The 24,996-nt window shown below is 61.8% G+C and carries 29 protein-coding genes; 8 read left to right on the forward strand and 21 right to left on the reverse strand.

What is annotated here, in order from left to right; translation table 11 throughout:
* Positions 1-48: 48 nt before the first annotated feature.
* Positions 49-654 (forward strand): hypothetical protein, encoded by a 606-nt coding sequence (locus HZA32_16800; protein MBI5425736.1) that lies wholly within the window; start codon positions 49-51, stop codon positions 652-654.
* On the opposite strand, the gene HZA32_16805 is transcribed toward HZA32_16800, so the two are convergent.
* From HZA32_16805 to HZA32_16825, 5 genes are all read right to left on the reverse strand, one after another.
* Complete coding sequence (locus HZA32_16805; GenBank protein ID MBI5425737.1) at positions 615-1,208, reverse strand: hypothetical protein; 594 nt, start codon at positions 1,206-1,208, stop codon at positions 615-617. The two genes, HZA32_16800 and HZA32_16805, sit on opposite strands and share 40 nt — an antisense overlap.
* A gap of 106 nt (positions 1,209-1,314) precedes the next feature.
* Entirely contained in the window at positions 1,315-2,436 is a 1,122-nt protein-coding gene (gene hxsC, locus HZA32_16810) for a His-Xaa-Ser system radical SAM maturase HxsC (protein MBI5425738.1), read from the reverse strand.
* Positions 2,433-3,827, reverse strand: a complete 1,395-nt coding sequence (gene hxsB, locus HZA32_16815; protein ID MBI5425739.1) for a His-Xaa-Ser system radical SAM maturase HxsB — start codon at positions 3,825-3,827, stop codon at positions 2,433-2,435. Before hxsB ends, hxsC begins: the two co-directional genes overlap by 4 nt.
* Positions 3,828-3,882: 55 nt before the next feature.
* On the reverse strand, positions 3,883-4,209 hold the full coding sequence (hxsD, locus tag HZA32_16820; GenBank protein MBI5425740.1) for a His-Xaa-Ser system protein HxsD: 327 nt from the start codon (positions 4,207-4,209) through the stop codon (positions 3,883-3,885).
* Positions 4,206-4,889, reverse strand: coding sequence for a hypothetical protein (locus HZA32_16825; protein MBI5425741.1), 684 nt, complete (start codon positions 4,887-4,889; stop codon positions 4,206-4,208). Before HZA32_16825 ends, hxsD begins: the two co-directional genes overlap by 4 nt.
* 335 nt (positions 4,890-5,224) lie before the next feature.
* On the opposite strand from HZA32_16825, the gene HZA32_16830 reads away from it, so the two are divergent.
* A complete protein-coding gene (locus tag HZA32_16830) occupies positions 5,225-5,482 on the forward strand; it encodes a hypothetical protein (GenBank protein MBI5425742.1) in 258 nt (85 codons plus the stop codon).
* Between the two features lie 21 nt (positions 5,483-5,503).
* Positions 5,504-6,526, forward strand: a complete 1,023-nt coding sequence (locus HZA32_16835) for a hypothetical protein (protein ID MBI5425743.1) — start codon at positions 5,504-5,506, stop codon at positions 6,524-6,526.
* A 27-nt stretch (positions 6,527-6,553) separates the two neighbouring features.
* On the opposite strand, the gene HZA32_16840 is transcribed toward HZA32_16835, so the two are convergent.
* The 9 genes from HZA32_16840 to HZA32_16880 all read right to left on the reverse strand — a co-directional run bounded on the left by HZA32_16840 (position 6,554) and on the right by HZA32_16880 (position 14,147).
* Positions 6,554-7,528: a hypothetical protein gene (locus HZA32_16840; GenBank protein ID MBI5425744.1), complete on the reverse strand. Its 975-nt coding sequence runs from the start codon at positions 7,526-7,528 to the stop codon at positions 6,554-6,556.
* Between the two features lie 149 nt (positions 7,529-7,677).
* Positions 7,678-8,040 (reverse strand): hypothetical protein, encoded by a 363-nt coding sequence (locus HZA32_16845; protein MBI5425745.1) that lies wholly within the window; start codon positions 8,038-8,040, stop codon positions 7,678-7,680.
* A gap of 231 nt (positions 8,041-8,271) precedes the next feature.
* Positions 8,272-8,745, reverse strand: coding sequence for a hypothetical protein (locus HZA32_16850; GenBank protein MBI5425746.1), 474 nt, complete (start codon positions 8,743-8,745; stop codon positions 8,272-8,274).
* A 22-nt stretch (positions 8,746-8,767) separates the two neighbouring features.
* Positions 8,768-9,154: a hypothetical protein gene (locus HZA32_16855; protein MBI5425747.1), complete on the reverse strand. Its 387-nt coding sequence runs from the start codon at positions 9,152-9,154 to the stop codon at positions 8,768-8,770.
* Complete coding sequence (locus HZA32_16860) at positions 9,151-9,771, reverse strand: Mov34/MPN/PAD-1 family protein (protein ID MBI5425748.1); 621 nt, start codon at positions 9,769-9,771, stop codon at positions 9,151-9,153. The genes HZA32_16855 and HZA32_16860 overlap by 4 nt, the downstream gene beginning before the upstream one ends.
* The gene (locus HZA32_16865) at positions 9,768-11,510 is read right to left on the reverse strand and encodes a ThiF family adenylyltransferase (GenBank protein MBI5425749.1); all 1,743 of its coding nucleotides are present in this window, start codon (positions 11,508-11,510) and stop codon (positions 9,768-9,770) included. The genes HZA32_16860 and HZA32_16865 overlap by 4 nt, the downstream gene beginning before the upstream one ends.
* Before the next feature lie 46 nt (positions 11,511-11,556).
* Positions 11,557-12,582 carry a hypothetical protein gene (locus tag HZA32_16870; protein MBI5425750.1) on the reverse strand — a complete coding sequence of 342 codons (1,026 nt, stop codon included), beginning with the start codon at positions 12,580-12,582 and terminating at the stop codon, positions 11,557-11,559.
* A gap of 4 nt (positions 12,583-12,586) precedes the next feature.
* Positions 12,587-13,720, reverse strand: coding sequence for a patatin-like phospholipase family protein (locus tag HZA32_16875; GenBank protein ID MBI5425751.1), 1,134 nt, complete (start codon positions 13,718-13,720; stop codon positions 12,587-12,589).
* 7 nt (positions 13,721-13,727) lie between these two features.
* A complete protein-coding gene (locus HZA32_16880) occupies positions 13,728-14,147 on the reverse strand; it encodes an HNH endonuclease (protein ID MBI5425752.1) in 420 nt (139 codons plus the stop codon).
* Between the two features lie 120 nt (positions 14,148-14,267).
* On the opposite strand from HZA32_16880, the gene HZA32_16885 reads away from it, so the two are divergent.
* Together HZA32_16885 and HZA32_16890 are read left to right on the forward strand one after the other, a co-directional pair.
* The gene (locus HZA32_16885; GenBank protein ID MBI5425753.1) at positions 14,268-14,705 is read left to right on the forward strand and encodes a helix-turn-helix transcriptional regulator; all 438 of its coding nucleotides are present in this window, start codon (positions 14,268-14,270) and stop codon (positions 14,703-14,705) included.
* 43 nt (positions 14,706-14,748) lie between these two features.
* Complete coding sequence (locus HZA32_16890) at positions 14,749-15,621, forward strand: ImmA/IrrE family metallo-endopeptidase (GenBank protein MBI5425754.1); 873 nt, start codon at positions 14,749-14,751, stop codon at positions 15,619-15,621.
* A 15-nt stretch (positions 15,622-15,636) separates the two neighbouring features.
* Here the strand turns inward: HZA32_16890 and HZA32_16895 are convergent, their stop codons facing one another.
* The 7 genes from HZA32_16895 to HZA32_16925 form a co-directional block, all read right to left on the reverse strand.
* Entirely contained in the window at positions 15,637-16,368 is a 732-nt protein-coding gene (locus HZA32_16895) for a trypsin-like peptidase domain-containing protein (protein ID MBI5425755.1), read from the reverse strand.
* Between the two features lie 2 nt (positions 16,369-16,370).
* Positions 16,371-16,937: a PIN domain-containing protein gene (locus HZA32_16900; protein ID MBI5425756.1), complete on the reverse strand. Its 567-nt coding sequence runs from the start codon at positions 16,935-16,937 to the stop codon at positions 16,371-16,373.
* A 12-nt stretch (positions 16,938-16,949) separates the two neighbouring features.
* Positions 16,950-17,417, reverse strand: a complete 468-nt coding sequence (locus HZA32_16905; protein MBI5425757.1) for a helix-turn-helix domain-containing protein — start codon at positions 17,415-17,417, stop codon at positions 16,950-16,952.
* Positions 17,418-17,748: 331 nt separating this feature from the next.
* Entirely contained in the window at positions 17,749-17,931 is a 183-nt protein-coding gene (locus HZA32_16910; GenBank protein MBI5425758.1) for a hypothetical protein, read from the reverse strand.
* Between the two features lie 303 nt (positions 17,932-18,234).
* Positions 18,235-18,816, reverse strand: coding sequence for a tyrosine-type recombinase/integrase (locus HZA32_16915; GenBank protein MBI5425759.1), 582 nt, complete (start codon positions 18,814-18,816; stop codon positions 18,235-18,237).
* A 105-nt stretch (positions 18,817-18,921) separates the two neighbouring features.
* Positions 18,922-19,551, reverse strand: a complete 630-nt coding sequence (locus HZA32_16920; protein MBI5425760.1) for a response regulator transcription factor — start codon at positions 19,549-19,551, stop codon at positions 18,922-18,924.
* A 638-nt stretch (positions 19,552-20,189) separates the two neighbouring features.
* Positions 20,190-21,377 (reverse strand): Gfo/Idh/MocA family oxidoreductase, encoded by a 1,188-nt coding sequence (locus HZA32_16925; protein MBI5425761.1) that lies wholly within the window; start codon positions 21,375-21,377, stop codon positions 20,190-20,192.
* Between the two features lie 196 nt (positions 21,378-21,573).
* Between HZA32_16925 and HZA32_16930 the strand changes: the two genes are divergently transcribed.
* From HZA32_16930 to HZA32_16940, 3 genes are all read left to right on the forward strand, one after another.
* Entirely contained in the window at positions 21,574-22,377 is an 804-nt protein-coding gene (locus tag HZA32_16930; protein ID MBI5425762.1) for a helix-turn-helix domain-containing protein, read from the forward strand.
* Between the two features lie 380 nt (positions 22,378-22,757).
* On the forward strand, positions 22,758-23,957 hold the full coding sequence (locus HZA32_16935; GenBank protein ID MBI5425763.1) for an aminoglycoside phosphotransferase family protein: 1,200 nt from the start codon (positions 22,758-22,760) through the stop codon (positions 23,955-23,957).
* The gene (locus tag HZA32_16940) at positions 23,954-24,874 is read left to right on the forward strand and encodes an NAD-dependent epimerase/dehydratase family protein (protein MBI5425764.1); all 921 of its coding nucleotides are present in this window, start codon (positions 23,954-23,956) and stop codon (positions 24,872-24,874) included. The genes HZA32_16935 and HZA32_16940 overlap by 4 nt, the downstream gene beginning before the upstream one ends.
* The last annotated feature ends 122 nt before the right edge of the window (positions 24,875-24,996 follow it).

Raw genomic sequence — 24,996 nt, forward strand, 5'->3', positions numbered from 1 at the left:
AGATGAAACACCTAGCGCGCCGCGGAGCGCCCGCCTAACTCTCCGGTGATGCCGACGATCGCCGAACAGAATCTCGCACTCGACCGCCTCCACACACGGGCGTGCCAGTGCTTCACCCTGATGATCTGGATCACAAAATTTCGTCCCGTGCTTCAGCCAGGCAACGAAGATGGCTACGAACTGCTCACTCTGATGAGCAATGCGTCCATCGAAACTTCGCTGCTCAGTTTCCGCTGCTTGAACGAGTTCTTTCGCAAACGTGACGGGAAACATCGCGCTGATGATGTCGTCGCGGAAGATTTTTACGGTTTCGTCAGCGCCGGACCGTTTCTCTCCGAAGAGGAGAGCCGGGCCGTCAACAAGCGCGTGATGCACCTCACCTATCACGAAATCCCTCTGAACCAAATCGGTTGGCAAATCGCCGACTGGACGACCCGAGGAATCCCTCGCGTCGTCGAGTTCCTGGAGCACCTTACTCGAACGCTGCCTGCGACCGACGCCGAAGCAATGAAAGCCAACCGGACGATACCGCACTTGCGGATTTTGATGCAGCAAACTGCCGAGTTGGCAGCACACCAGTTTTCGAATCGTGCGCAAGTGGCCGTTACCGGTCCTCAAGAAACTTCCGCGACGGCAAAACAGGACACGATATAGTCAAACAGAGCGTCTGCTTTCGGCGGCGAGAATGACGGAGAGCGACACAGAAACGCAAAGGCGGGAGCGTCCGGGAGTGTCAGTTCCGCAAGCGGAACAGCCCGAAACGGCGCACGGTAATCTTCGAAGCAAATTTCGCGGGTGCGCCAATCGAAGACGTAGCCTGGCGGACCTTGATCGTGATTGGGCGGATAGGCCCACACGATTTCCGAGGGCCATTTTCTGCGAATCACTTCATACATGAAATTCGCTGACGTCGTCTTTCGCGAGTAGTGCCCGTAGAGATCATCGTGCGCGTCGACATGCACCCATCGCAGCGGCGGGCTAAGAACTCCGTTTCCAATCAACGCCGCGACGGGGGCAAGCACTCCGTCGTGAAGTTCACAGCGTAGCAACGGCGTCTTTGGCGTCACGTGCCACTTATGAAGATATTCGGAAACCTCGCCCACAGACGAGACCGTGTGGTCACCGTCGTCGGGGCGTGGATCTCCTTCACGTCGGTTGGCCACCGCAGGTTGGACGAACGCGTCGAGATCGATATCGAGAACGGTCATACGCTGGACGTTCCTAGGGGAATAGCAGGTCTACGCTTTGAATGGCGCGGAAGCCGCGGTCATCACCAATTGGTCCCGTTAGGGAAGCGATAGCAGTTGAATTCATTCACTGGGATGCGGCGAAGGTAGCAATCGGAGCTGAAAATGGCCGAAGGTGCGCAGAGTGACGCAACGTGGAGGAGGCGAAGAAGCCGCCGCACCGATCGCGCGCGGCGCATTCCGTGCAGGCCGGAAGATAGATGTTCTTCCAGTCAGAAATCGCCCGCCGAGCGAAGCGGACCAGATTCGGGCGCAGCACGCAGAGCGGCAGGTTGAAGAGTTGCACGGGGATTGCGGCCGTATCGAGCGCTTCGACCGCTTGTTCCAGTTCGGCTTGGTAGTCGGCGGGATCGATCCAAAGGGCGTCGAGGTTCGAGCGGGCGAAACCCATCAGTTCGAGCCCCATGAAGGAGACTTGGTCGACGAAGGGGAGATTGCGGGCCACGAAGCGGGCGAACTGGGGCAGGCGTTGATAGGTGGCGCGGTGCAGCACGCAGCGCAGTTCGATGCGGACGCCGACGCGAGCGAGGTTGAGGAGGCCGAAGATAGTTTCTTCGAAAGCGCCGCGGGCTTGGACGACGTAATCGTGTTGCGCGGCCGTGTCGGCGTAAAGCGGGACGCCGATCATGAAGTCCTTGGGTTGGGCGGCGGCGACTTGTTGGGCGAAGGGCGCGAAGCGAAATTGCCGGCCGTTCGAGAGCATGTGCACCGCGGTGTCGGGGAGGTGCGTGCGCAAGGCGCGGAGAACGTCGAGGAGGCGATCGCCGAGGAGCGTCGGTTCGCCGCCAGTGATGCCGAGTTCGAGCGTGCTACGATCGAGCCACGGAATCATTTGAAGGATTTCCGCGACGAGATGATCGTCCTGCACGGCGCGGGGCGGTTGCGAACACATCAGGCAGCGGCTGTTGCAGCGCTCGGTGAAGAAGAGGACGTTGTGGCGGGAGTGCCGCCGGTAGAGAGTGCGGACCTCGCGGGCGGCCGGATTGGCGCGGAGGATGTCGCCGACTTGGAGGTAATCGAAATCGGAGGAGAGCACCACGGCGTGGGGTGCCGCGGTGAACCCGACCGGGCACGTTTCCGTAGGGTGCGCGAGATCGATGGCCTCGAAACCGGAGTCGCAGGCCCGCTCGAGGCGCAGCAAGCGTGGCTCGCCGACGAAGGGAAATGAAGCGGGGCCGGACAGTTTCATGTCGCCCAAGAGCGGAGGATCTTCGCGTCCGCCGGTGAATCTTCCAACAACTGGAGGAGGTGCCGCATGATCCCCATATTCCGCCGGCAGAAGGCGCTCGTGGGCCGATGGCCGATCGGATCGCCTTGCGTGGCGTGGTGGAAGACGGGGTCGGTGCCGCACCACGGTTGGAAGGCGCAGTCGCTGCAGCCGGGGAGGCCTTCGCTCATCGTGCGGTAGGCGAGGTCGAGGATGGCGGTATCCGTGAAAAGGGATGACCAGGTGCTGCGGTGGACATTGCCCAAGCGGAAAGTGTGATCGTTCATCTCCGCGAGCATGCGGCCCTCGTCGGAGGCGTAGACGTCGCCGTCGTAATTGTAGACGAGGGCCCCGAGGGCGGCGCCCATCGGCGATTGCAGATCGACGTAGGCGGTGGGAAAGGCGGTCAGCATCCGGCGGAGGAGAATCGAGGCGTAGACTTCGCGGAACGGAATGCCCTGGCGGTTGAGATTCAGGATGTGACGGAGGCCGCGTTGGTAGAACGCGAGGAAACGATCCGTCTCGTAGCCGAGCTTGGCGGCGGATTTGACGGCGAAGCCGTAGGGGCTGATGTGGCGGAGAAAGATTTCGCGGAAACCGAGCCGGACGTAGTCGTCGATGATCGCCTCGGGTTGGGCGAGACTTTCGGCGGTGCAGGTCATCAGGGCGGAGACGCTCCCCTCGCCTAGCGCGGCGCGGCAGCGCTGAATTCCGGCCACGGTGCGTTCGTAAGCATCGTGGCCGGGTCGCGGGCGGTTGCGGTTGTGCAGCGCGGCTGGGCCATCGAGCGAGGTGGAGATGGTGATCGAATGCGCGCGAAAGAACGCGAGCATCTCGTCGGTGAGCGGAGAAAGATTCGTGGCGACGACGTAAGCGATGTCTCTCCCCTCTTTCCGCGCTTCGACGTGTTGGACGATGTGGCGGATGAGCGGAAAATTGAGCAGCGATTCCCCGCCCTGAAATTCCACTTTCAATTGGGAGGACGGAGATTGGAGCATCAGGTCCACCGCGCGATCCGCGGTCTCCGGGGACATGTCGAAGGCGGTGCGGTTTTCCGAAACGCGCGAAACTTGGCAGTAGCCGCAGGTGTGATCGCAGCGGAGCGTGACCACGAAGAGGTGGAGCGTGGCGAGGTCCGGAAGCCGCGAGTGTTTCGTGCGGAGTTGGGCGGCGAGGAGTTCGAGGTGCGCGTCCTTGGCGCCGCGGGTAATCACGTGCGCGGGTTCGAGGTCGTCGAGGAGCGGAGCCGAAGGCTCGAGTTGCTTAGTAACGAGCGGGGCGATCATCTCGCGCGGCACAACGCGGTAATCGCCGCCGGCGTTGGTCACGACAGTTCGTTTGTCGTCCAGCTTCAGAAAACGGAACGGGAGCAGGTCGTAGCCGACCCCACTTGCGTAATGGTCCTGGTCGCGGAAACTCGCCGCGAGACTAGGAGCGGGCGGGTTCACGCGGATTTTCCCACTCGGGACGCACGAGGACCGATTGCGAGAGCGCGTGCGCCAGGATCAGGTCGCGGATGCCGGAAGTTTCCGCGGCGACGATCGACCGGAGGCGTTGGTCGAGCAGGTCGTTCTCGAATTCCTTCGCGAGGACCGAAGCGTCTTCCGTGCTGAGCTTGGGTTCGAGGCCGACTTTGAGACCGGCTTCCGTTTTACGGAGCCGAATAAAGGCACGGCCGGAAAACCGATACGCCGTGCGGCAGATCGACTCCATCGTGTGCACCTGGAGATCGACGGTGAACACGACGGGCGTCATGGCGTGGACTCCTTTTTCTCCGTTTCCGGTTCGTCGGGCAGCGCGAGGATTTTTTCCGCTCCTCCCATGCGCTCGATGACGTCGGTGTTGGGGAAGGGGATGGTGGATTCGGTGGCACCGATGCGGACGACGGCGTGTTCGCGTTTGATCGCGACGATCTTCACCCGCGTGCCTTCTTCGAGGCGGATGACGCCCACGTCTTTGTCGCCGTCCTTCAGCGTGAATTGCGTCACTTTGGTGAGGCGCGCTTCCGCCGGCCATTGCGAGCGAACTTTGGGGAGCTTGGCGAGGACGCGGGCGAGATCGGGAGCGACGGGGGCGGATTCTTCCCCTTTCGCTTTGGCGGGCGCCGGCGGTTTTTCGGTTTTGGCGGGTCGCGTCGGCGCCGGTGTGGTGGAGGGATAGCTGCTGCCCGAGCTTCCGCCGCTGGAGCCCGAGTAATGCGAAGAATGGGAACGGTGCGAAGAGTGCGAACGGTGCGTGGCGAGCAGTTTGTGTCCGGCGCGGGCCAAGCCATAGACCAGTTTCTTCACCGTGGGGGTGTGCGATTGGACGGCGGGGTTGTCTGCGGGAGAAGACGGTGCGGGAACATCGACGGGCTCCGCTTGGGCCGCGACCGCGGGTGCGGTGGAGACCAAGGGCAATAGCCGGCGCAAGAGCGCTGTAACTTTGGGGTGCATGAGATTCCTCGTGGTGGGCCGAGAGCGGGAATGAAAAAAGGGCCAGCGCATCGCGGCGAACGATGCGGTGGCCCGAGTCATCGAGTAGACGGAGGCGATCACTCTGACGAGCCAATTTCTTCACCGCGGCAGCGCGCCTCCGATCGCACGACGTGGTGCGCGATGAATAGAAAGAATCGGTCGGCGACGGTCTTTCGTTCCGGCTTGCGACCATCTGGATGTGTGGTGAAATCAATTCGGGCCGAGGATTGCGCATGGTGCGCAGTCCACGGCCTTTTTGCTAATCACCTACGGAGACGGCCCTCGCCGGAACAGTGATGCCCAAACATATCATGATGACGCTCGACCTCGAAAAAGGGGTCTCGGAAGAGAATCGACAGAAATTCTACGCCAAGCTCAAAGAAGCGAACTGGGGCAAAATTCCAGACGTCACGACGGCTTGGAAATGCCAATGGAGCAGCGATCAAACGACGGCAGGCATGACGAATGTCGTGACCACCGATCTCACGAATGCGCGTGCCGCGGCGGGCTATTGCGCCTATCACGCGGTCGCGATGATCGGCGACGCGGCCCCGGTCGCGTTCAAAAGCTGACTTTAACCAATCCGATTCGCCATGACGCTGAACGGTTTTTTCCGCGAGGTTGCCGCGGCGTCACGCCGCGCCCAGCGCGATGCGGAACGTCGGCACCGGGCGGCGGTGCGTGCGGCCAAACTCCGGGCCAAGCTCGACGAACTCGAATGCGCCCGCGCCGAGGTGGAAGAATACGAAGAACAGATGCAGGGCTTGGCGAACATTCACCATCGCGTGGGTGAAGCGATCGATTGGCAGGAGCTGGCGGCTAAGCCGCCGCCGGTTGAGCCGACGCGGAAATCAACCCGCGAAGACTCTGCCGTGCAAGAGCGCGATGAATTCCAACCGCGCTTCTGGCACCGCTGGTTCGGCGGGGAAGCCAAAGCGCGGGCCAAACTAGAGGATAAGATTCGCGAGGCGAAAGCCGGAGACGAGGCGGCCTACCAAAGCGCGGTGAAGTTATATCGACAGCACTATGAGGCGTGGCAGGGACCGACTGCCGTGGCGCAAGCGGTGCTGCGCGGAGACACCGCGGCTTACCGGAAGGCCGTCGACGAAATGGATCCGTTGGCGGAGCTGATCGACATGGGCGGCATCGCGGAAATTCAGTTTCCGGATCGGGCGACGGCTTTCGTGCGGTTGTTGGTCGACAGCGACCGGGTGGTGCCGCAGGAGGCGAAGAGTCTTACGAGTCGTGGCAAGCTGACGGTGAAAACGATTCCTGCGGGCAAGCGCAACGAGCTGTATCAAGATTACGTGTGTGGGTGCGCGCTGCGTGCCGCCCGCGAACTGCTGACGTTTTTGCCGTTGGCCCGAGTGGTCGTGCAGGTGGAAGCCACGTTGCTCGATGCGGCGACGGGGCACGCGCGGCCCCAACCGATTCTGTCGGTGGGCATCCCGCGCGCGACGCTGGACACCATGCGCTTGGAATCAGTCGATCCGTCCGAGGCGATGCGCCTGTTTCCGCACCGGATGGGCTTCAAACGCTCGCAGGGTTTCTTCGTGGTGAAACCGTTGCGCGCGGAAGAATATCCCGCGGTTTCCGAGCGCCTAGCCTCGCGATAGCCAGACGGGGGAGGCGGTTTCCGCGATCTAGTCAGCTAATTTCACCCGGAAGTAATATGGCCGGTGTTCCTGATCGTAGATCGTGAACTTGTCCTCTTGGTAGACGGTCACGTCGAACGGCTGCCGAGCGGCGAGCGTGGTGCGCACCGCAGTCCAGCCAGCGAAACGAATCGCGGTTCTTCCTTCTTGCTCCACGACGGTGGGCCGCACGCGAAATTGGGTGTAAAGCGCGCCTTGCTCGTTCCCTGCGATGCCGACGCGTTCGCTATAGCTCGTCTCGGCGTTTTCGGTGAGAAGCAAAAAGCCGAGCTGTCGGCCATTGGCGTCGCAGGGCACAACCGCGATGCGATGGGCCGGCCGGTCCACGCGCGCAAGATACTCCGCCAGCCGGGCGTGCTGCTCGGCCGTCGCTTCGACCTCCAGGCAGTTGATAAAGGCGCTATACCAGACGCGCGGCCGCGGCTGACGCGGGCCGTCCGCCTTCCCGACGAGGACGCCCTTAATTTCTCCTTCAAAACGATCCTTCGCCGCAGCGTCGAACCGCATCGCGCTGAGCAGGAGAACGCCTTTCAACTCGTAGAACTTCATCTCCCGCAGACGAGGGTCTTCCGCGTCGAGAACGTTGAGCAGGTCGCCCTGTTCGGTTCGGCGCAGCATGAGACCATGCTCCGCCGCGATTTTGGCCAGAAACTCCTGGGGCCGGATTTGTCCATGAAAGCTCACGTGCTCTTTCCACACGGGCGCGTCGGAGGTGAAGAAAATGGGAATCTCCGATTGGACCGCCGTTTGGTAGATCGCTTCGGAGAGTTCCACGTCCTCGAGCGCAATCGCGATCGGGGGCAGATCGCCGAGGCGGGCGCCACTCTTCACGCGGATGCTGCCGATGTCGTCCGATCCCGCCGTCGCTTTGGCGAAAGACGGACCGGATAGCCCGGCCACCAAGAGCACGGCCAGGAGCACGCGCGCGTTGTAAAGAGAACTACGAATCAGTTGCGGAGGCATAAAATTAAACTCTCGCTTGAGAGAGGAAGTGCGCGCACGTTGGCCCCCGCAACGCGCGGAAGTAGTGAGGTGCAGGATGCACTGCCGCGCAATCCGAATAGGATTGTTCATGCGGTTTCGCGAACATGGCGCGGAATGTGTAGTATTTATTATCGCGTCAGAACGGCCGCGAATACTGCCATTCCCGCCAACAGTCCCCACCCTTGGAGCTGCGGACTCGACGGCTCCTCACCAGCAAGGGCGGTCACAGTGTGCTCGCAATTGTTCGAGAAGGCGTCGTAGGGGCGCAGGTTGAAGCGACGCTGGCGGAGGCGGTGCAGGAAGGCGGGCAGATCGGTGACGCGGCTGCGCACCGTGACGGGCCCGCCGGCAGCAAACTCTTCCAAGCTCGATTCGTGTTCGCCCCGCTCCGGCGTATTGTGGAAGACGGTGCCGGATTCGGTGACCACGCCCACGTGAGTCAGCGGTCCCTTGGGGCGGATGAGAATAGTGCCGATGGCGTAGGAATACATGGTTACTTGAGTTTTCGATGCGGCGTTCGGCGTCGGCCAGGAGGCGACTGCGGCCTTCAGAAGGCGCAATGGCATCGCGGGCGGCGAAGATGGACTTCACCACTTGGTCGCGCGGGACATCGGGGTGGCATTGGGTGAGTTGACGGATGACATAGCCGACCTCGTGAGTCTGGCGGGAGACGGACTGGTGGTCTTGGCGACCGCGGAGATGAGGATTGTCGCTCATAAAGTTTAGGCGCTGAGAGTGGAGGGCATGGCGAGGGTCCGATGGAAATGCAGGCCCTGGGCGTCGCGGCGGAGGGTGAAGCCGCGCGCCTGATACCACTCCGGCAAGCCGGGGAATTGCGCGCGGTCGCGTTCCACGATGTCGCCTTCGAGGCAGGGAATCCGTTCCGCGTCGGCGTAGGCGACCACGGTCGCGAGCAGTGCGGTGCCGAGCCCGCGGCGGCGGTAGGAAAGCGTGCGCGGACGCAGGCGCAAGAGCTGGCGGAGCAAATGGCGGAGCGGTGGTTCCGGGACCACGAGATCGTCGGCAACTTTGAAGTCTTGGATGCGCAGCAGTTGGCCGCGCACGTGCCAGGCGTAGAGGTAGGCGGCCGGAAGTTGGCCGTCCCAGACGCGAATGGTCCAGCATTCGCGACTACGGTCGAAGTCGAGGCGGTAGGGGTGATCGAAACGATCGCGGAGGTAATGGGGGAAGCGCATAGTCAGAGTGAGGCGATGTGCACTACGACGCCGATCCGTGCGGCAGTTGTTGGAAAACGAATGGCGTCTTCGCGCCCATCTTGAGCGCCTCGGAAATCAGCCGTTCTTCCATCGCAGCGCGGCTCGTCGACGATTTGGGGGCGGCTTCGAACAACAGGCCATTGGGATCGGCGTGGCGCACGAGCTGATGCACGGCGTGATTCGGAGAATACGCGGGCACGCCCTGCCAGAGATGCAAGATGATCCAGTGGGTGGGATGATTATCAAACGCGACGAAGGCGTGGAGCGCGTCGAACTCCTTCGCGCGAGCGAAGAGGTTCGTTACACCGAGCTGCCGCATGAGGCCACGCACGACGTCGTCGCCGTCGAAGATATACAGGTCAGAGGGATTGAGTTTCCAAACGTTCATGCTCTGAGCGGAGAGTGCGTATCTCCATCGGTGAGGGGCGTTGCTCCAAAACGGAGCGCCCTTTTGAGCCGCGCAAACGGAGATGAAGCTACGCCGCTCCGTGGCACCAAAACTTCATTCGTATCGAGGGGTAACGAGCGTCGAAGTTGCATGCGAATGCATCGCTTCGCGTCATGCAAGCTGACCCATAAATCACTCGGCCCTTCCTGTTGGCCGACGATAACCATCACGAAATGCGTTAGACTGTGTTGGGATTTTTTGAAGCAGTCCTTCATGCTCGCGAGATCGACACGGGAAGGCTTTGGCGCGACCTCCGGATGGGTATGCCAATCTCCAATGAAATGGAGACCCGTGCCGAAGCCGGTTTTGATCTCGCGGTTTTCTGACCGACGGTTGGGAACGAACGCATACCGGTGGCGATGATCCGCCTTACGTGGTCCGGTCGCATGGACCACGCGCACGCGATACTTCTCAAAGACTGCGAATAGTTGTCCGCCGACCTCGGGATCTGCGGCACCGATTTGCCGGTTTTTCGCGAAATGCCGCAGCACTGCGGGCTCAATACAAAGTTCCCACGCCACTTCGCGCGCGAAATAAATAGCCAAATCGTCGCTCATGTTCGGCACAACGGGCATCCTTTCGCGACCGGCCACTCGGATTCAGACCGACACCAGTCTGCCGTCACTCGTCTCTCCCATTCCGGTGTAAGCGCACCGCCCAAAGCCTTCAGACGCGAGCGATCGCCCATCCAGCTCCACAGCGTAGAAGTGGCGATTTCCTGGCGCAGTGCTTTGAGGCACGTTTCTGCGATCATAGCGCGGATCGGCGCCACATCGATGGTCCCGTAGGGCTGAAAAAGATCTCCGCAACCCGTCGCCTGAACCATCAGTGAGCGGCCGGCCGGCCATGCGGTGACACGACGCGCAAATAGACCGGTCTCGGTGCATCCGCAGGCGAGACAGCCACCGCTCGCGCGCACAGCCAAAGCGTGACCCGCCAAACCATACGGTTCAGTCCAGCCGAAAACGATTGAGGGGAAAATGCGGGCCGTGCGTGCCACCGCGTTCAAATAGCTTTCCGTCCCCCAATCGCCCGTGGTCGACACAATCAAATCCAACTCCGCGAAAGCGCGCCTTTCCCGGAGCACTTTTTGTGCGTTCCAGCCGCCGCCGGTTTCGATGGCGAGACTGGGCATTTGCTCCTCCAAGAATCGTTTCAAGGCCTGATCTTTCGCGAGCCCAGCATAGCGACCAGGCAAAACGTGCCGTCCGACGTTATCCCAAGAGAACGCCTGATTATCCACCAACCAGAGTCGACCGACACCGCTCTTGGCCAATTGCAGTGCAATTTCCGCCCCGAGCGAACCACAGCCCACAACGCCGACCGATTTACCGGCGAGGACGGCATCGAAGCCGGCACTTCCCCGCTGAAGCAGCCACGGCGAATCCACGCGTTGCACTGCCAACGGCACCGCGCGCGCATTACTATAATACCGCGACAACAGTTGGGCCGGAGGGATATGGCCCGCCCGAAACCCATGCGCTTTGGTCGGACGTGTCTTTGTCCAGTTCGAGGCCGAGGGCGCCACCGGATCGGTTAAGCGCAGCCCAGCGAGCACGGGGCCGCCCGCGCCGGCAAAACCGAAAACAATGTAGAGGCTACGGCTTTCTTGTGGCGCGATTTTAGTGAGCAATTCATCGCATTCCGGTTCGGCGGCCGTTGCCAAGCGCCGAAAGTCCGCATTCGTGCGCGGATAATCTTCCGGCATTAGCGGCCGCGGCAGCGCCACGTAAATAGTTTCGTGAATCGTGCGCTTGCGCTCCTGCCCGTTCGGAAACGCGCGGTCCAGCCAGGTTGACACCTCCTCCGGCGACTCTCCAACAACCTGAAATTCCGTTCCCGCCCAGTAGTAGACGATGCGGGTCTGGTCGAATCGACGAAGGAGGCTCCAAACAGGCCCCTCTTCGTTTTTCCGGTATTCAATCCAATAGTTTTGGAATTCACGCGCGAAGTCGTCTCGATTTCGTCCTGCCATGCTGTCGGCCAGCAGTTGTTCCGCATCAGCAATCGTGGCAGTAAGCACATCCACGGGGCGAGCCGGTGAATACGTCGTGGTGCTCGGATTGAGACAAAGCTTCTCCCCTTCATCGACATGCGGATAGCGCAAAAAAAACGGCCCGCCCTCGAGGTAGAAGCGGGGTGCGGAGAAGGGAAATTCCACGTCCAAAGCGATCCGCACGGGCACGGAGGTGCCCGCAACGGAAAGTGTAGTGCGCCAGCCCGCAACTTCTCCACGACCGAGGGCGCCACCGTCCAGTTTCACGGTGCCAAGACGGCTCGCCATGAAATAGGTCACTGCCGCCAACGCCTCTTCCTTTAGGCGAGTGAGCTTTGTGTTCGGCTCAGCCAAAACGACCTCCTCCCTCCTTGTGCACCGCCGCGGCGGGTGTCGAGGCGCCGACAACAACCGACATTGCCTCTGTGTCACCGTCGTCCCCCTCGATCTCGTCGTCGAAATGATCGGTGTTGAAAACTTTCGCCCACGCTTTCAGCGCTTCTCGACGCGTGACCTTCGGGTCGTTGAGCACCTCCAGGGTGGTGATCGCTTCGCCAAGCCGATCGCGGAGGGCGACCATTTTCGGATCGGGATCCTCTTTGGTCAGAATCTCGTCTTGCACGGGATTCCGGACGACAAGGTTGGTGCGCAGGCGACTCCGAATCGCGACGATGAGATTATAGAACGCGCGGTCCTCCCGCTGGTCGAAATAGGAGTAGGATTCGTCTGTGAGGATCGTGAGGATGAAACCGCTCGGAAGGTTCCAGCTTTCCCGGCTCGTGGCGTAACGCTTCAGCAGCCGCACCAGCCGCCGAAGCTGGGTATCAGCGTCATCGTCGGACGATTTCCGCGCGGCGACACGTTTCTCGAACCAGTCGTTGATCGCCGCAGGGTCCGACTCCCGCCAATCGGCGGAGGCGATTTCCCGCACCTCCGCACCTTCTGCGCCGGACTCGCGGTAAACGGGCACATCGACGTAATAGCCCTCGTTGTAATACACCCGCACACAGTTCTTCAGCACCTCCGGCTGTTTGCTGAACCGGTCGTCTTCGAGTGCCTTGCCGACCATCTTGCGGGCGTCTAGCGCGGACATTTCGGCGCCGCGTTCCCCCTTAAAATCCGCCTTAGCGAAAACAACACCGTCGTCGATGTCGTAGTCATTCGCCGGATGCTGGATTGTTGTCCGCATCGCATACGAGCCCTGCTTTTGGAAGCGCAGCGGTGCCGGTTTCTTTTTCTCCTTCAGATTTTCTTTTAGGCGGTCGCGGTTGGCATTGCGGTGGCCGCGCAATTTCTTGCGCGTCTCTTCAGAAAGCTTCACGTCGTCGTCGTGATAGCTGCGGATGTCGTCGGAACAATCGATGTAGTTCATGATTTTATCCTTGGATGACAGGTAAGTCGGAAAAGATTGACGCGAGCATCTGCCCGTCGGCGTCCAGCGTCGTGCTGCCGCCATCGCAGCGCCGAATAGCGGCCTCGCCGTCCTGAATTCCCGCTTGGGCAAGCGCTCGCAAAGACTCAGGCCCGGCTCCGTCGAGAGTCATGTGCTGCATCTGCGCCGCCGAGCGAGGTGCAGAATCGAGGCGACAAATGCGCACGGGCTGGCCCAAGGCCGTCAAGCGGTCCGCCAGCAATTTGGCGATGAAAGCATGTCCGGATGCTTGAGCGTTGAGAGAGAGCGAAGCGATTTTGATTCCCGCCTGCCACTGGTAGAGGCCCATGCTTTCGTTGCCCGGCATGATAACGTCCCCCTCGGGGGCCGGACATGTGCCCACCGACAGCACTTCGATTGCGCGGCCGGTCGTGCCGACGATTTCGAGCGCCTCCACTAATCCGACCAGAACGGGATTGTTGGCCCACAAGCCTCCGTCCGCGTAGGTAAAACTGTGATCGCGCCGTCCGGGTTCAGGCAAATCTACCAACGGCAGGTAAATGGGCGCGGCGCTGGTCGCCAAGCATACCTCGGTCAGGCGATAAGCACCGTCACGAGTCAAGCGAGCGAGGTGCGGGGTTTTGAAGACTTTGGCCACTTGCTCACCCGCCTTCACGGTGGGGATGCACAGCCGAACGCCACGACGTTTATAAAGGGCGGCAAGTGTCTCCGACCCGAAGAACGCCTCCAATGTCGCGCGAAGGTGCTGGTTGGTATTCGCCGGCTTCCAAAGATTCCGAATCATCCACGCTACTCGCGCCCAACCCGACGGCGTGGGGTCCGTGAATATCTTGGGACCGTCCTCGCGGTAAAGTGAAGTCACCTTCGCCAAGGGCAATCCTGCTGCCAACGCCGTCGCCAGAATTCCTCCCGTGCTGGTGCCCGTGATCAGATCGAACCCTTTGCCGACATCGAGCCCGTCTGTGGTGCGCTGCACCGCGAAATGCCGCGCGATCGTGTCGAGCACCGTCGCAGCATAGAGTCCCCGCATTCCTCCACCGTCCAATGCCAAGACACGAAACGGACGTGCTGCATCCGTAAGCGTCGAAGGGGGCATATTGTTCGAGTTCGCAGGCATGATTGCCTCACTTTTTGGGACTCACCGCTTGTCCGACTGCATACCCGGCCCCGGCACAAAGCGCTGCTCCGATCGGACCCGTGGCCAGCCCGAACACACCCAACAGCACCGCCCCAGCCACTCCATTTTCGTGGCGGAGCCTTTGCAATTTTTTCGCCGAATGAGGCGCGCGCGTCTTGCCGGACCATGCGCGCACGGTGCGTGACGTCAGCGCCCCCTTGCGACGATTGCAGGTGATGTGCGCAGCGAACAAATTGTTGCCGTGGTCGCTGCCACCTTTCGCGCGCGGCACGGAATGCTCCACTTCCCAACCGCCCCGGCGACCAGCCAAACCATAGTTAACGTAAGCCAGCCGCGCGTGGCAGAGATGACAGCAACCATTGGTGCGGGCGAAAATTCGTTCCAAATCCGACTCAGTGTAGGTCATGGGGAAGGTTCAATTTAAAGCAATATTTCGCAATTTGGTTCTGTTTATGAAACCGTCAATCAGAAAAAACCCGGATGCCTTTTAGTTTGCAAAAAAGAACCAAGATTCCACTAATCGGGCATGCCCACCATCGTCGGCAATCGCATCAAGAGTCTTCGGATCGAGAAGGGACTTACTCTGCCGGGACTGGCGGAGAAGGCCAATCTCTCCAAGGGTTTGCTCTACCAGATCGAAACGAGCGAGGACGCCAATCCCTCGCTCGAGACGCTCAACAAGATTGCCAAGGCCCTCGGCGTGACCATCGCGCTGCTGCTGGACAAAGCGCCGGTCAAAGCGCGGCGCCTCGTGCCGGAATCCTTGGAACCGGGATTGGAAGCTTACATTCGCGAAGCCCAGGACCAGGGCGAAACCCTGAATGAGGACACTCTGCAGGCGCTCTACGTGCTGCAGCACCGCGCGGGCGCGGGCGCGAAAACCAAAGAAGACTGGGCTTGGCTCTACCGTAGCATTGAGTTTTCGTTTGGCCAACGGGCCAAACGCAATGCTTCCGAAAGATGATTCTCCGGCGGCTCTGCCGCTGCGTGTTTGGCGCCATAAGTCGGTGCTCCAATTACTCGCCCACTATCAGGTGGACGACCCGGTCGCATTGATACGCCGGCTGGCGCGAGCCAAGGTGGAGGAGGCCAAAGCCTGCCTGTGGCATGGGCCGCCCTACGAGCCGGAGGAATTGGCGAGCTTCATGGGCGTCCAAGTGCGTCCGGCGGACGACGACATCCGGGCGGACGCGCGCATCTTTCCCGACGGCCAGGGTGAGTTGCAGCTCGAATACAACCCACTGACTCCGCGTCAGCGCATCCGGTTCTCGATTTGTCACGAGCTCGCCCACACATTCTTTCCCGATTGTTACGAATATACCCGCCACCGCGGAGGGAAGACCGCGTTCGATCCGGTGCACGCGGAATTCGAGCGGCTGTGCAACATCGGGGCGGCCGAGTTGCTCATGCCGTGGGACGATTTTAGCGAGCGGATGAGCGTCCGTCCGATCGACGGTTCACTCGTGCTCCGCTTACGGGAGGACTTCGATGTCTCGCTGGAAGCCTGTCTCAACCGTATCGTGGACCTGAGCGATCGCGTCTGTGCCGTGGTGATGTTCGAGGAGAAATACTCCAAGAAGGAACTCCGCCTGGGCGCGGGTTCGGTGCGCGAGTTCGATTTCGAAGGCGCCAAGCAGAACCCGAAGCTGCGCGTGGCGTATTCGCGCGGTTCACCGCAATGGACCACCTACATCCCGAAAAGCAAATCGGTGCCCCTCCCCGACTCTGCGGTCTACCGCTGCGTCGGTTTGTCGAGCTTCGCGCATGGTCGGGAGTATTGGGATTTTTTGAATCTCCGCCTGGCTGTGCTCGCGATCGAACTGCCGCTGGTGACGCAACGCGACTATCCCTCCGTCGCGGCCTACATCGAAAAGATCTAGCGGTGTCGCCTCGGATTACGACGGGTAGAGCGAACCGTCAGGCTGCAAACGCGTCGCCGGCGTCAGCAACAGCATGTCAGGACTGCCTTCATACACGAAACCGGCGAGATGAAATCGGTCGTCGCGAAAAAAGAATCCGGCCGCGCCGCTCAACCCACCCGGTTCGATCCCGCCCGGACGGGCCACCCCATTCTCGATCGTGGTCAGGTTGCCAGACTCGTTGACCAGGGCGACATGCCGCTGGGGATTATTGGACACGAGCATGCCGACTCCCACCGGAGAGAAACTGCCGGAGGCTTCGAACGTCCGCCGGGCCGCGCCGGGAAAACCCACGAGCGTTACCGGATCGCCGCGCTGCGGCGGTGGAATGGGCCAGGTCCGGATGGGGAAATAGCGTTTGGCATGACCGGGCCATCGCGACAGAAAGGGAAAATCGAGGACGGCCAAGTCGGCTTCGGCATCTTCGGCGAGCACGTCGAAATCGGGATAAAATGGCGTGATGCCGCTCGCGAGGTTCACGGCCAAACCCGCTTCCGGGTGGTTCGCCTGCACTTCCCTCACCTTCGCGAGGACATGATGCGCGGTGACGAGAATCTTCCGCGCTCCGGTATCAATGAACGTTCCCGTGCCGTTGTGATCGACCGAAACCGATGGCGCCGAGGCACTCAGACTGGCCCAAACCGGAGCCACACAGAGCGTGGCGCAGTCCATGATCATCTCGGACCACCGCTCCGCGTCGTCAGACATGTTCAAATCAAGCCGTCCATCTGGCGGAGGAAGGCGACCGTCTGCGGCAACTGTTGGCCCGCGAGAATACCCAAATACTCCTCGGTGTTCTTCGGCGGATTTTTGAGGCGGGCGCGGCAACGCTGGGCGGAGAGCGTGACGGCTTCCGGGGCGAGGTCGGTGAGGTGGTAGATGAACTCGTCGGGGTGCTGCGCTTCGAGGCCGTAGGGCTTGAGCACGGCGGCGGGAAAATCGTTCAGGTTGTAGGTGACGATCACGTCGGCGCGGGCGTGGATGGCGGCGGCGAGGACGTGGCGGTCGTCGGGATCGGGCAGCGTCAGACCGGCGATCAGCGGTTCGTAGCCGTCGACGAGGCAGTCGCGCACGTGCGAGTCCATCAGTTCGCGCGTGCGCTGGAGCTGTGCGGCGGTCAAGTCCGGCCGCTGTTTGAGCACGTTGCGCATCCACTCGTCGTGAATCGCGGCGGTCCACTTCGCGCGGAAACGATCGGTCAACGCCAGTTGGAGCAGGAGGTCGCGCAGCGGCGCAGGATAAAGGACGCAGGCGTCGTAGAGCGCGGTGAAGGCCATGACCGCACCCGCTCAGTAGCCGAGCTTGAGTTCCTGCGCCTGCTTGGCCAGTTCGTCGAGCACGTCGGCGCGCTGCGCGTCGACCGTTTGTTTGTAGGCCATGAGATCCTTGAACAGCACGCGGCGATGCGTGCCGACTTTGCGGAAGGGAATCTGCTTTTGATCGAGGAGCCCGATGAGAAAAGGCCGGGAGACCTGGAGCAGATCGGCCGCTTGCTGCGTAGTTAATTCGGCATGGACCGGAATCAGCGTGACGGCATTGCCGCGGGCCATTTCAGCCAGCAGATCGACGAGCAGTTTGAGCGCGGATTTTGGGAGAACGACATTTTCGACCGTTTCGCCCTTTTCCACGACGCTGAGGCGGGCCTCGGAAAGATTGCGCAAATGGCTGACGAGCGAACGGCTGGATTGTTTCGCCAATTCGCGATCATTTTCGTCCGGCAGGACGGGTTCGTAAATTCGGGCGGCAATGGCACTCATAGGAGCAGGTGAATTTAGATGCATTAATCGAAACCAACGAAACAATCGCAACAAATGCAGAAAAATCAATCGGTGATTTCCTAATAAGAACCGCGCCCAGAGCGGTTTAATTTGGGAAACCATTCCAGCAAAGGAGATTAGTTGCCAAAATTGACGACTCAAGTGCTGATGGATTCTTTCGGAAAAACGAGCTGAAAAGGCACGCTTTCAAAAGTCGACGAGGTCGCCGCACGCACGCGTCGATGGTATCCGCCGGGGGGCCGCGCCGCGAGTCACCGTATTCTACTTTCTCTTAAAAAACGCCTCCCAGTCAGGGAGGCGTCTTGAACGGTCATTCACCGGTCTTGTGATGGGCGATACCTACGATCGTTTGCACGACCTTGAGCGCAAGAAGCGTGATCTCGAGAATGATTGTCGTGCGGTGCTTCGACTGCGGCTCATGCGCTTTTCCCTGCGTCTGGGTGACGACCGACGGGCGTTGGCGTGGTGGATCATTGGCGTGTTTGCATTTCATGGGGATGGCAAATTGCTTCCCTCGACTGAACGGCGACCCGAACGGCACCTCGCCCTTTACTGAACGACGTGCCGTCCGGATCGCGTGCCGCTTCCGTAGCAGCTCCGCGCAGCCGAACCCGGCTGGCAAAGCCGCGATATGGTCGCGGTCTTGGGTCCAGCCACTGATGGGTAGCGGAAATGGGGTGCGCTTCGTCCCTCCCGAGCGAAAGCGCACACGATAGCCGAGAAACGGGTGCGGTTTTCGGAGCGGAGGCGCAGGACAGCGAAGTGCGTTTCCCGGCGTGCGCGCGTTCGATGTCGATCAGCCGATGCGGCGAATTGTCGCCTGCAGCTCCTCCTCGGAGACCGTCAGGTAGCGCTGCGTCGTGGCGATGTCACGGTGCGCCAGCGCCGCGCGCGTGAGATTGATGTCATGCCCGCTCGCCCGGTAAACGTGGTGCGCGAAACTTTTGCGCAGCGTGTGGCTGCCCCAACGTCCGTGCTGGGGCAGTCCCGCTTGCGCGCACGCGCGCTTTACGAGCACATTGATCATCCACCGCCCGATCCCGCGATCCGGTCGTTGCGTGCTCTTGAAGAGCGGCGAATCGACGTCGAGATTACCTTCGCGCGCGACTCGGTGATTGAGGTAATCGCGCACCACGCCGCGCGTTCCCTCACTCAAGGGGACGGTGCGGGAACGCACCGCGGCACGACGAACACCGCGACCGTTCTTCAGGAAGCGGCGAGCGAGCGTAACTGATGCGCGGACGTCAGTGCCATCCCACACATCGGCGATGCGCAGGGCGGAGATTTCAGAAGCGCGGAATCCGGTGCGGAGACCGAATTCGATCAAGCAGCGGTTGCGGGGATTCCAGCAGCCGCGAACGTGGGAAAGGACGCGCAATTCGGCGTCTCCTTGGAGAGGAACTCGTGTAGCCATACGCATACATCACAGACGCCGTCGGGACGCGAAGCGGACCGCCGGCGATGGGTTCCGCGCCAAACCCAATCACTCACGCGCGATGAACGCATGGAGCGACAGAAGGCCGGAGCGCAGTGCGAATCGCACCAGGCTCGCCTGGGTTCGAAGATTCAATTTGCGGAAGATGTTTCTTCGGTGAGTTCGCACGGTCGCCGCGGTTAGGCCTACACGGTGTGCGACGAGCTTCATATCCTCATGACGCGCCATTTCGCGCAACAGCTCGACTTCCCGTTCGGAGAGCACACGGGAGAAATCTATTCTCTCGTAAACTCCCGCGTTTGGACTCAGCGAAATGCCGCCCTTTAGAACTCGTTCGATCGACTCACGCACCGCCGAGATCGCATCGGACTTGTGCACCAGGCCGTGCCAATTGTTCATCCAAACCAAGTGAGCGGCATAGCCCCCCGTCGTTCCCGTCAGCAACAGCACACGCCGGATATGACGGGCGCCAACGATCACCTGCAATTTGCGCAGGAATATTTCTTCGGGACCATCGACATCTAGCAGCAACAAATCCGTGCCCACCGGGATTCGATCCAGACCCATGCTCGGTGAAAACTCCGCGACGCATCGGGCGCGGGCATCGCGCTCTAAACAGCCCACTAACGCTTGCCGCAAGAGCGTCTCGTGAGAGCAGATCGCAAAAGTGTAGTTCATCGCGCACCGCGCCTTGTTCGCCGTGAATCGACTGGGACGTGAGACACATCGCACCGGGCTTAGCGGCGAACGCCTCACGGAAACCCGAACACCGGATTCCGTCCGAAACGAAGCCGGGCGGGCGGTGCGAAGCATCGCTCGCGCGGGACCATGCGCACCCGCGGCACTCGACGCGCATCATACCCGCGCGCCTGCGGCTACCTCATCCACACAGTAGAATTTACCATTCATGCGAACGCAGGAAGGTTCGCGGGGTCGTAGGTCACGAGCTTACGCCAGCCATGCAGGCCGCTGAAACCGGCGGAGCCCGGAGGCTCCGCCGGCCAGGCACTTTCGCGCAGCCACACACAAGGCAACGCACGTTACCGCTTTGCCATTGAGCTGCGCGAAATTCTGAAGCTGTAGGATCGGTCGTTCTAGAACGGGAGAACTTTGCTCAGAACCGGGGGATCATTGGGAAAGTTCGACGCAAGCCTCTATGCCGCGCGGTTTTCGTCCGCGCATGTCCTCAAGTGAAATCGAAATTCTACCGCAAATGAGGTAGTCGGTTTACTGTAGTATTGAAGTGCGCTCCGGCACGGCGCGCTTCCGCCAGCGGCGCGGATGCTGGCGAGCGACTGCGCCACGCCTTCGCTCCATTAGCGGCGCGGTCGCGCGAAGATTTTCGCCAGCTGTCGCGGCACCACCGGCACCGCCAGCGGCACGCCGTCGGCGCGCAGGGAACGCGTCGCGGTCACGCCCGTCGCCACACTCTCGCGCGCGGCGAGCGGTGACGTGGCCGTGACGCCGCCTTCGCGCGCGTAGCGGATGAACTCCGTCATGATGGCCTCGTCCGCGCCGCCGTGCGCGCCGCGCCGCGCGGGAATTCGATAGATGAGATCTCCGCGGGGATCGTAGCCGGATTTCCGCTGATTCCAGACGCGAACCACCGTGCCAGCGCCACCGTCGCCAAAATTTTCGAGCCGGCCCTCCGTGCCGATCACGACGTAACTGCGCCAGTAATCCGGCGTGTAGTGACACTGCGCGTAGTTCGCCAGCACGCCGTTATCGAGCTGCATCAGCACCTGGCTCAGATCCTCCACATCAATCCGATGATTGAGATCGCGCTGAGTTGCCGGGGGCCATCGGTCCAGACGCACCTGCGGCGGCGCGAGGCGACGCGGACCGTTGAGCGCAGGCAGACGTTCCTTCACGTCGCCATAAACGGTCAGCGCCCCCATCGCACTCACCCGACGCGTGTAGCCGCCGCACAGCCAATGAACGACGTCGATGTCGTGCGCTGCCTTCTGGAGCAACAGTCCCTCCGCGTAACGCCGCTCCGCGTGCCAATCGCGAAAATAATAGTCACCGCCGTGCCCCACAAAATGGCGAACCCAACATGCCTTCACCTCGCCGATCGCACCCTGATCGATGAGTTCCTTCATTTTGCGGACAAAAAGCATGTGTCGCATGTTGTGGCCCACGTAGAGCCGCGCTCCGCTCCTCGCCGCCTGCGCCAGCAGGCGATCGCATCCGTCGATCGTGAGCGCCATCGGCTTCTCGAGAAAAACCGCGCGCCCGGAGGCGAGCGCGGCACACGCGTGTTCCTCGTGCAGAAAATCCGGCGTCGAGATGATCACAGCGTCTACGTGCTCCGCGAGGAGCTCACGGTAATCGCGTGTGGTCATGATCGCGGAGCCGTAGTGGCGTCGATCCGCGGCGAGCGCGTGCGGATTCGTATCGCAGCAGGCAACGACCCGCGCGCCGCTTTCAGGCCGATGGACCGCCGCCCCGAGGACGCGCCCCCGGCCGCCAGACCCGATTATGCCGACTTTCAGTTCGTTCATCTTTCTGAAGAATTCGCGCGGCTCCCCGACACGGGAACGCACGTGTCTCTACTCCGGCTGCCCGAAGGTTCGCCCCAGTGATCAAAACGCTGATTCGATGCGGCGAAAATGTGATTCGTCCGTCTTGCTGGCTCGTGAGGAGGCGCAATCCAGCAAAGTCTTGCTTCCGTCGACCGGACCCGCGAATTACGGACGCATGGCGTTCGAGACGTTCGGAAAAATGATGTGCGCCGCCGAAGAGGTGCACACCTCGCCAGCGTATCACTGGGACAACAGCCGCCGCGGCGGGGAGAATTATCTCATCGTCCAGTATACCTTGGAAGGCGCCGCGTTCTTCAAAGACCAGCGAGGAGAACGCGCGGTGTCGCCGGGTCACGCGATGCTTTTCCACCACCGCGAGCACACGAGCTACGGTTTCCCGGAGAATGCGACCGCGCCTTACCGGCACCGCTTCATTGCGTTTTCTCCGGCCGCGTCGCTCGCCCCGCTGTTCCAACAACTGCGCGCTGATTTCGACTCGGTGGTGGCGATGCCACTGAGGTCGCCGGCCGAATTGCTGTTTCGCGAACTGTTCACGCGGTTTTGCGAACGCACCTTCGATGACCAGTTCCACGAATCCGAACTCGTCTACCGGCTGCTGACCGCACTCTACCGCGAGCAGGTGCGGGAGACTCACACCACCGATCCGATCGAGCACGGTCATCATTTCCTACAGAATCACTTTCGCGCGCCGGTGAATTTGAAGATCGTAGCGGACCGGTGCGGGATCAGTCGCGAGCATTTTATCCGGCAGTTCCATCGCCGCTACGGCGAGCCGCCGGGCGCCATGCTGCGGCGATTGCGGCTGGAGCACGCGCGCGCGATGCTCTCGGCCACGTCACTCAGCGTGGAGGACGTCGCGCTCGCCAGCGGATTCACGAGTCCGAACAGCCTCGGTCGCGCGTATCGCCTGCGCTACGGGCATAGTCCGCGCGGTCGCCACGCATCCGCCGGCGGTTGATCATCGATCGTCGCGCACCGAGCGCACCCTAAGCGCCGATGTAGCGTCGCCACCGAAACACCGCGCGCGGCGGCTCCGCGTTTCCGGCACCTCGCCGACCAAGGGCTCGGCGAGTGCGATGCCATGCACGCCTCGCTTCGCTGAGCTGCGACCTCGAGCACGTCTCCATCGCTGACGGCGACAATGCACCTCGGTGGCAAGGCGCGCTCACAGAACGTCAGGGCCAAATCAAGATTCGCCCGTTCTCTCCTGCGCGGGCCTCACGACACGGTCTCGAGTGCCCTCTTCCCTTTTTCCCGAAGGGGCGTGCCTCACGACATGCTTTGTTTGATCGTCCCATGGTTTTTCTTTCCGCGCGCTCTCATCCCCGGCATGAGCCGATGGCACGGTCGCCTCGCACGGCCCAACGCTGTCTGTCGGCAACTCGTTCACGGCATTCACTCGCCGAACAAGGAGGGCCGAGAGTGAACCCGCCTCTTCCGGATCTCGCCGCGATCTGCGAGGCCTTTCCGCTCCGCGGTAACTACGTCACGGGCGCTCCACATGGCAGCGGGCACATCAACGCGACGTTTGCTGTCGACTGCGATCACAACGGAACCCGGGTCCGCTATATTCTGCAGCGCATCAACGCCCGCATTTTCCGGGACGTGCCCCGTCTGATGGACAACATTTCGCGCGTTTCGGCTCACGTCGCGGCCAAGCTCGATCAATCCACCATCAGGCCGCCATCGCAGCAGGCTCTGACGCTCGTCCGCACCCACCGCAGGGAGAACTTTCACCGCACCGCCGATGGAGACTGCTGGCGGGCCTATGTTTTCATCGAGGGCGCATCGACGCACGACCGCGTGACCTCGCCCCAACTCGCCTACGAGATTGCGCGCGCTTTCGGAGAGTTCCAGCGTCTCCTCGCCGACCTTCCCGGCCCGCGTCTACACGAGACCATTCCGCAGTTTCACGACACCCGGCGCCGTTTCCGCGCCTTCGAGGACGCGGTCCGGAGCGATTGCCGCGCACGCGTCTCTTCCGCGCGTCCCGAGATCGAGTTCGCCCGCCGGCACGAATCCCTCTCGGAACTGCTGCTCGATTTGCACGCGCGCGGTGACGCGCCCGAGCGCATCACGCACAACGACACCAAGGCGAACAATATCATGGTCGACGACGCCACCGGCCGCGCCGTCTGCGTGATCGACCTCGACACCGTGATGCCGGGCCTGTCGCTCTACGACTTCGGTGACATGGCGCGCTCGGCCACGAATGCCGCGGCAGAGGACGATCCCTGCGCGGACAAGGTGCGCGCGCAGCTTCCGATCTTTGACGCCCTCGTCGCAGGCTATCTCGCCGCCACCCGCAGCGTGCTCACGCCGGCAGAAATCGCCCACCTCGCACGCGCCGCGCAGCTCATCACCTTCGAGATCGGGATGCGCTTTCTCACCGACTATCTCGAGGGTGACGTCTACTTCAAGACGGCCCACCCCGCTCACAACCTGGACCGCGCGCGCAATCAATTCGCGCTCCTCGCGAGCATGGAAGCGCAGCGCGACGAGATGGAAGCCATCGTTCGTCGCCATTCCGCCCCATGAAAATTCTCGTCACTGGCGGCGCGGGATTCATCGGCAGTCATGTGGTCGAGTATTTTCAAAAGCGCGCGGAGGTCTCCGCCCTCGACAATTTCCGAACCGGCCGGCGCGACAATCTGCGCGGACTCCAGGTCGATCTCGTCGAGGGATCCATTCTCGACCGTGATCTCGTCGGCCGACTGATGCGCGGAGTCGACTACGTGTTTCACCTTGCGGCGTTGGTCAGTGTGCCCGAGTCGGTCGCTCGCCCGGCCGAGTGCACCGACCTGAACGTCAACGGCCTCATCAACGTCCTCGACGCCGCGGCCGCCGCCAAGGTCCGCAAAGTCGTGCTCGCCAGCTCCGCCGCCGTCTACGGCGACGATCCCGCGGTGCCGAAGCACGAGACCATGGCCCCTGCGCCGCGCAGCCCCTACGCCGTCACCAAGCTCGTGGGCGAATACTACTGCCAGCTCTACGCCGAAACGCGGGGCCTCGATACCGCCGCACTGCGTTTCTTCAACGTCTTCGGCCCGCGACAGGATCCGAACGGCGCCTACGCCGCCGCCGTGCCGATCTTTTTCCGACAAGCGCTGACAAACCGGCCGCTCACGATCCACGGCGACGGTGAACAAACGCGCGACTTCGTTTTTGTGAACGACATCGTGGCGGCGCTCGTCTTCGCGGCCACCACTCCTGGCCTCCGCGGGGTGTTCAACACCGGTTACGGCCATCAGGTCACGATTCGCGCGCTCGCCCACCGCATCGTCGCCCTCGCCGCTTCGCGCTCGGAGATCCATCACGCACCCGCACGCCCCGGCGATGTCCGCCACTCGCGAGCGGACATCTCGAAACTGAGCCGCGCCGGTTTCACCCCGGCGGGCACGCTTGAAGCGGGCCTGTCCGCCATGCTGCCACCGACCGCGCAGCGCACGCCGTAGTCCGCCGAGCACGGGAGCTACGTCTCCGGCCCGGGGCCGTCCGCCGTCGGCGCGTCTCAGCCGCAGATTTTTTCTCTATTGGATTTTTTTCCGGCCCGCGCCCCTTGAACCGGAAAATTCTT

The organism is Opitutia bacterium, from assembly GCA_016217545.1.
In the GTDB taxonomy this organism is placed as follows: Bacteria; Verrucomicrobiota; Verrucomicrobiia; order Opitutales; family Opitutaceae; genus Didemnitutus.

Coding starts and splice junctions, on each gene's coding strand:
- HZA32_16855 (MBI5425747.1), bottom strand. CDS start 9,154: ATGAACGTTTGGAAACTCAATCCCTCTGACCTGTATATCTTCGACGGC.
- hxsC (MBI5425738.1), bottom strand. CDS start 2,436: ATGAAACTGTCCGGCCCCGCTTCATTTCCCTTCGTCGGCGAGCCACGC.
- HZA32_16870 (MBI5425750.1), bottom strand. CDS start 12,582: ATGAACTACATCGATTGTTCCGACGACATCCGCAGCTATCACGACGAC.
- HZA32_16900 (MBI5425756.1), bottom strand. CDS start 16,937: ATGGCCTTCACCGCGCTCTACGACGCCTGCGTCCTTTATCCTGCGCCG.
- HZA32_16925 (MBI5425761.1), bottom strand. CDS start 21,377: ATGAACGAACTGAAAGTCGGCATAATCGGGTCTGGCGGCCGGGGGCGC.
- hxsD (MBI5425740.1), bottom strand. CDS start 4,209: ATGACGCCCGTCGTGTTCACCGTCGATCTCCAGGTGCACACGATGGAG.
- HZA32_16940 (MBI5425764.1), top strand. CDS start 23,954: ATGAAAATTCTCGTCACTGGCGGCGCGGGATTCATCGGCAGTCATGTG.
- HZA32_16910 (MBI5425758.1), bottom strand. CDS start 17,931: ATGAAATGCAAACACGCCAATGATCCACCACGCCAACGCCCGTCGGTC.
- HZA32_16830 (MBI5425742.1), top strand. CDS start 5,225: ATGACGCTCGACCTCGAAAAAGGGGTCTCGGAAGAGAATCGACAGAAA.
- HZA32_16835 (MBI5425743.1), top strand. CDS start 5,504: ATGACGCTGAACGGTTTTTTCCGCGAGGTTGCCGCGGCGTCACGCCGC.
- HZA32_16935 (MBI5425763.1), top strand. CDS start 22,758: ATGGCACGGTCGCCTCGCACGGCCCAACGCTGTCTGTCGGCAACTCGT.
- HZA32_16845 (MBI5425745.1), bottom strand. CDS start 8,040: ATGTATTCCTACGCCATCGGCACTATTCTCATCCGCCCCAAGGGACCG.
- HZA32_16860 (MBI5425748.1), bottom strand. CDS start 9,771: ATGAGCGACGATTTGGCTATTTATTTCGCGCGCGAAGTGGCGTGGGAA.
- HZA32_16930 (MBI5425762.1), top strand. CDS start 21,574: ATGGCGTTCGAGACGTTCGGAAAAATGATGTGCGCCGCCGAAGAGGTG.
- HZA32_16850 (MBI5425746.1), bottom strand. CDS start 8,745: ATGCGCTTCCCCCATTACCTCCGCGATCGTTTCGATCACCCCTACCGC.
- HZA32_16875 (MBI5425751.1), bottom strand. CDS start 13,720: ATGCCTGCGAACTCGAACAATATGCCCCCTTCGACGCTTACGGATGCA.
- HZA32_16800 (MBI5425736.1), top strand. CDS start 49: ATGCCGACGATCGCCGAACAGAATCTCGCACTCGACCGCCTCCACACA.
- HZA32_16895 (MBI5425755.1), bottom strand. CDS start 16,368: ATGTCTGACGACGCGGAGCGGTGGTCCGAGATGATCATGGACTGCGCC.
- HZA32_16840 (MBI5425744.1), bottom strand. CDS start 7,528: ATGCCTCCGCAACTGATTCGTAGTTCTCTTTACAACGCGCGCGTGCTC.
- HZA32_16885 (MBI5425753.1), top strand. CDS start 14,268: ATGCCCACCATCGTCGGCAATCGCATCAAGAGTCTTCGGATCGAGAAG.
- HZA32_16825 (MBI5425741.1), bottom strand. CDS start 4,889: ATGCACCCCAAAGTTACAGCGCTCTTGCGCCGGCTATTGCCCTTGGTC.
- HZA32_16805 (MBI5425737.1), bottom strand. CDS start 1,208: ATGACCGTTCTCGATATCGATCTCGACGCGTTCGTCCAACCTGCGGTG.
- HZA32_16905 (MBI5425757.1), bottom strand. CDS start 17,417: ATGAGTGCCATTGCCGCCCGAATTTACGAACCCGTCCTGCCGGACGAA.
- HZA32_16920 (MBI5425760.1), bottom strand. CDS start 19,551: ATGAACTACACTTTTGCGATCTGCTCTCACGAGACGCTCTTGCGGCAA.
- HZA32_16880 (MBI5425752.1), bottom strand. CDS start 14,147: ATGACCTACACTGAGTCGGATTTGGAACGAATTTTCGCCCGCACCAAT.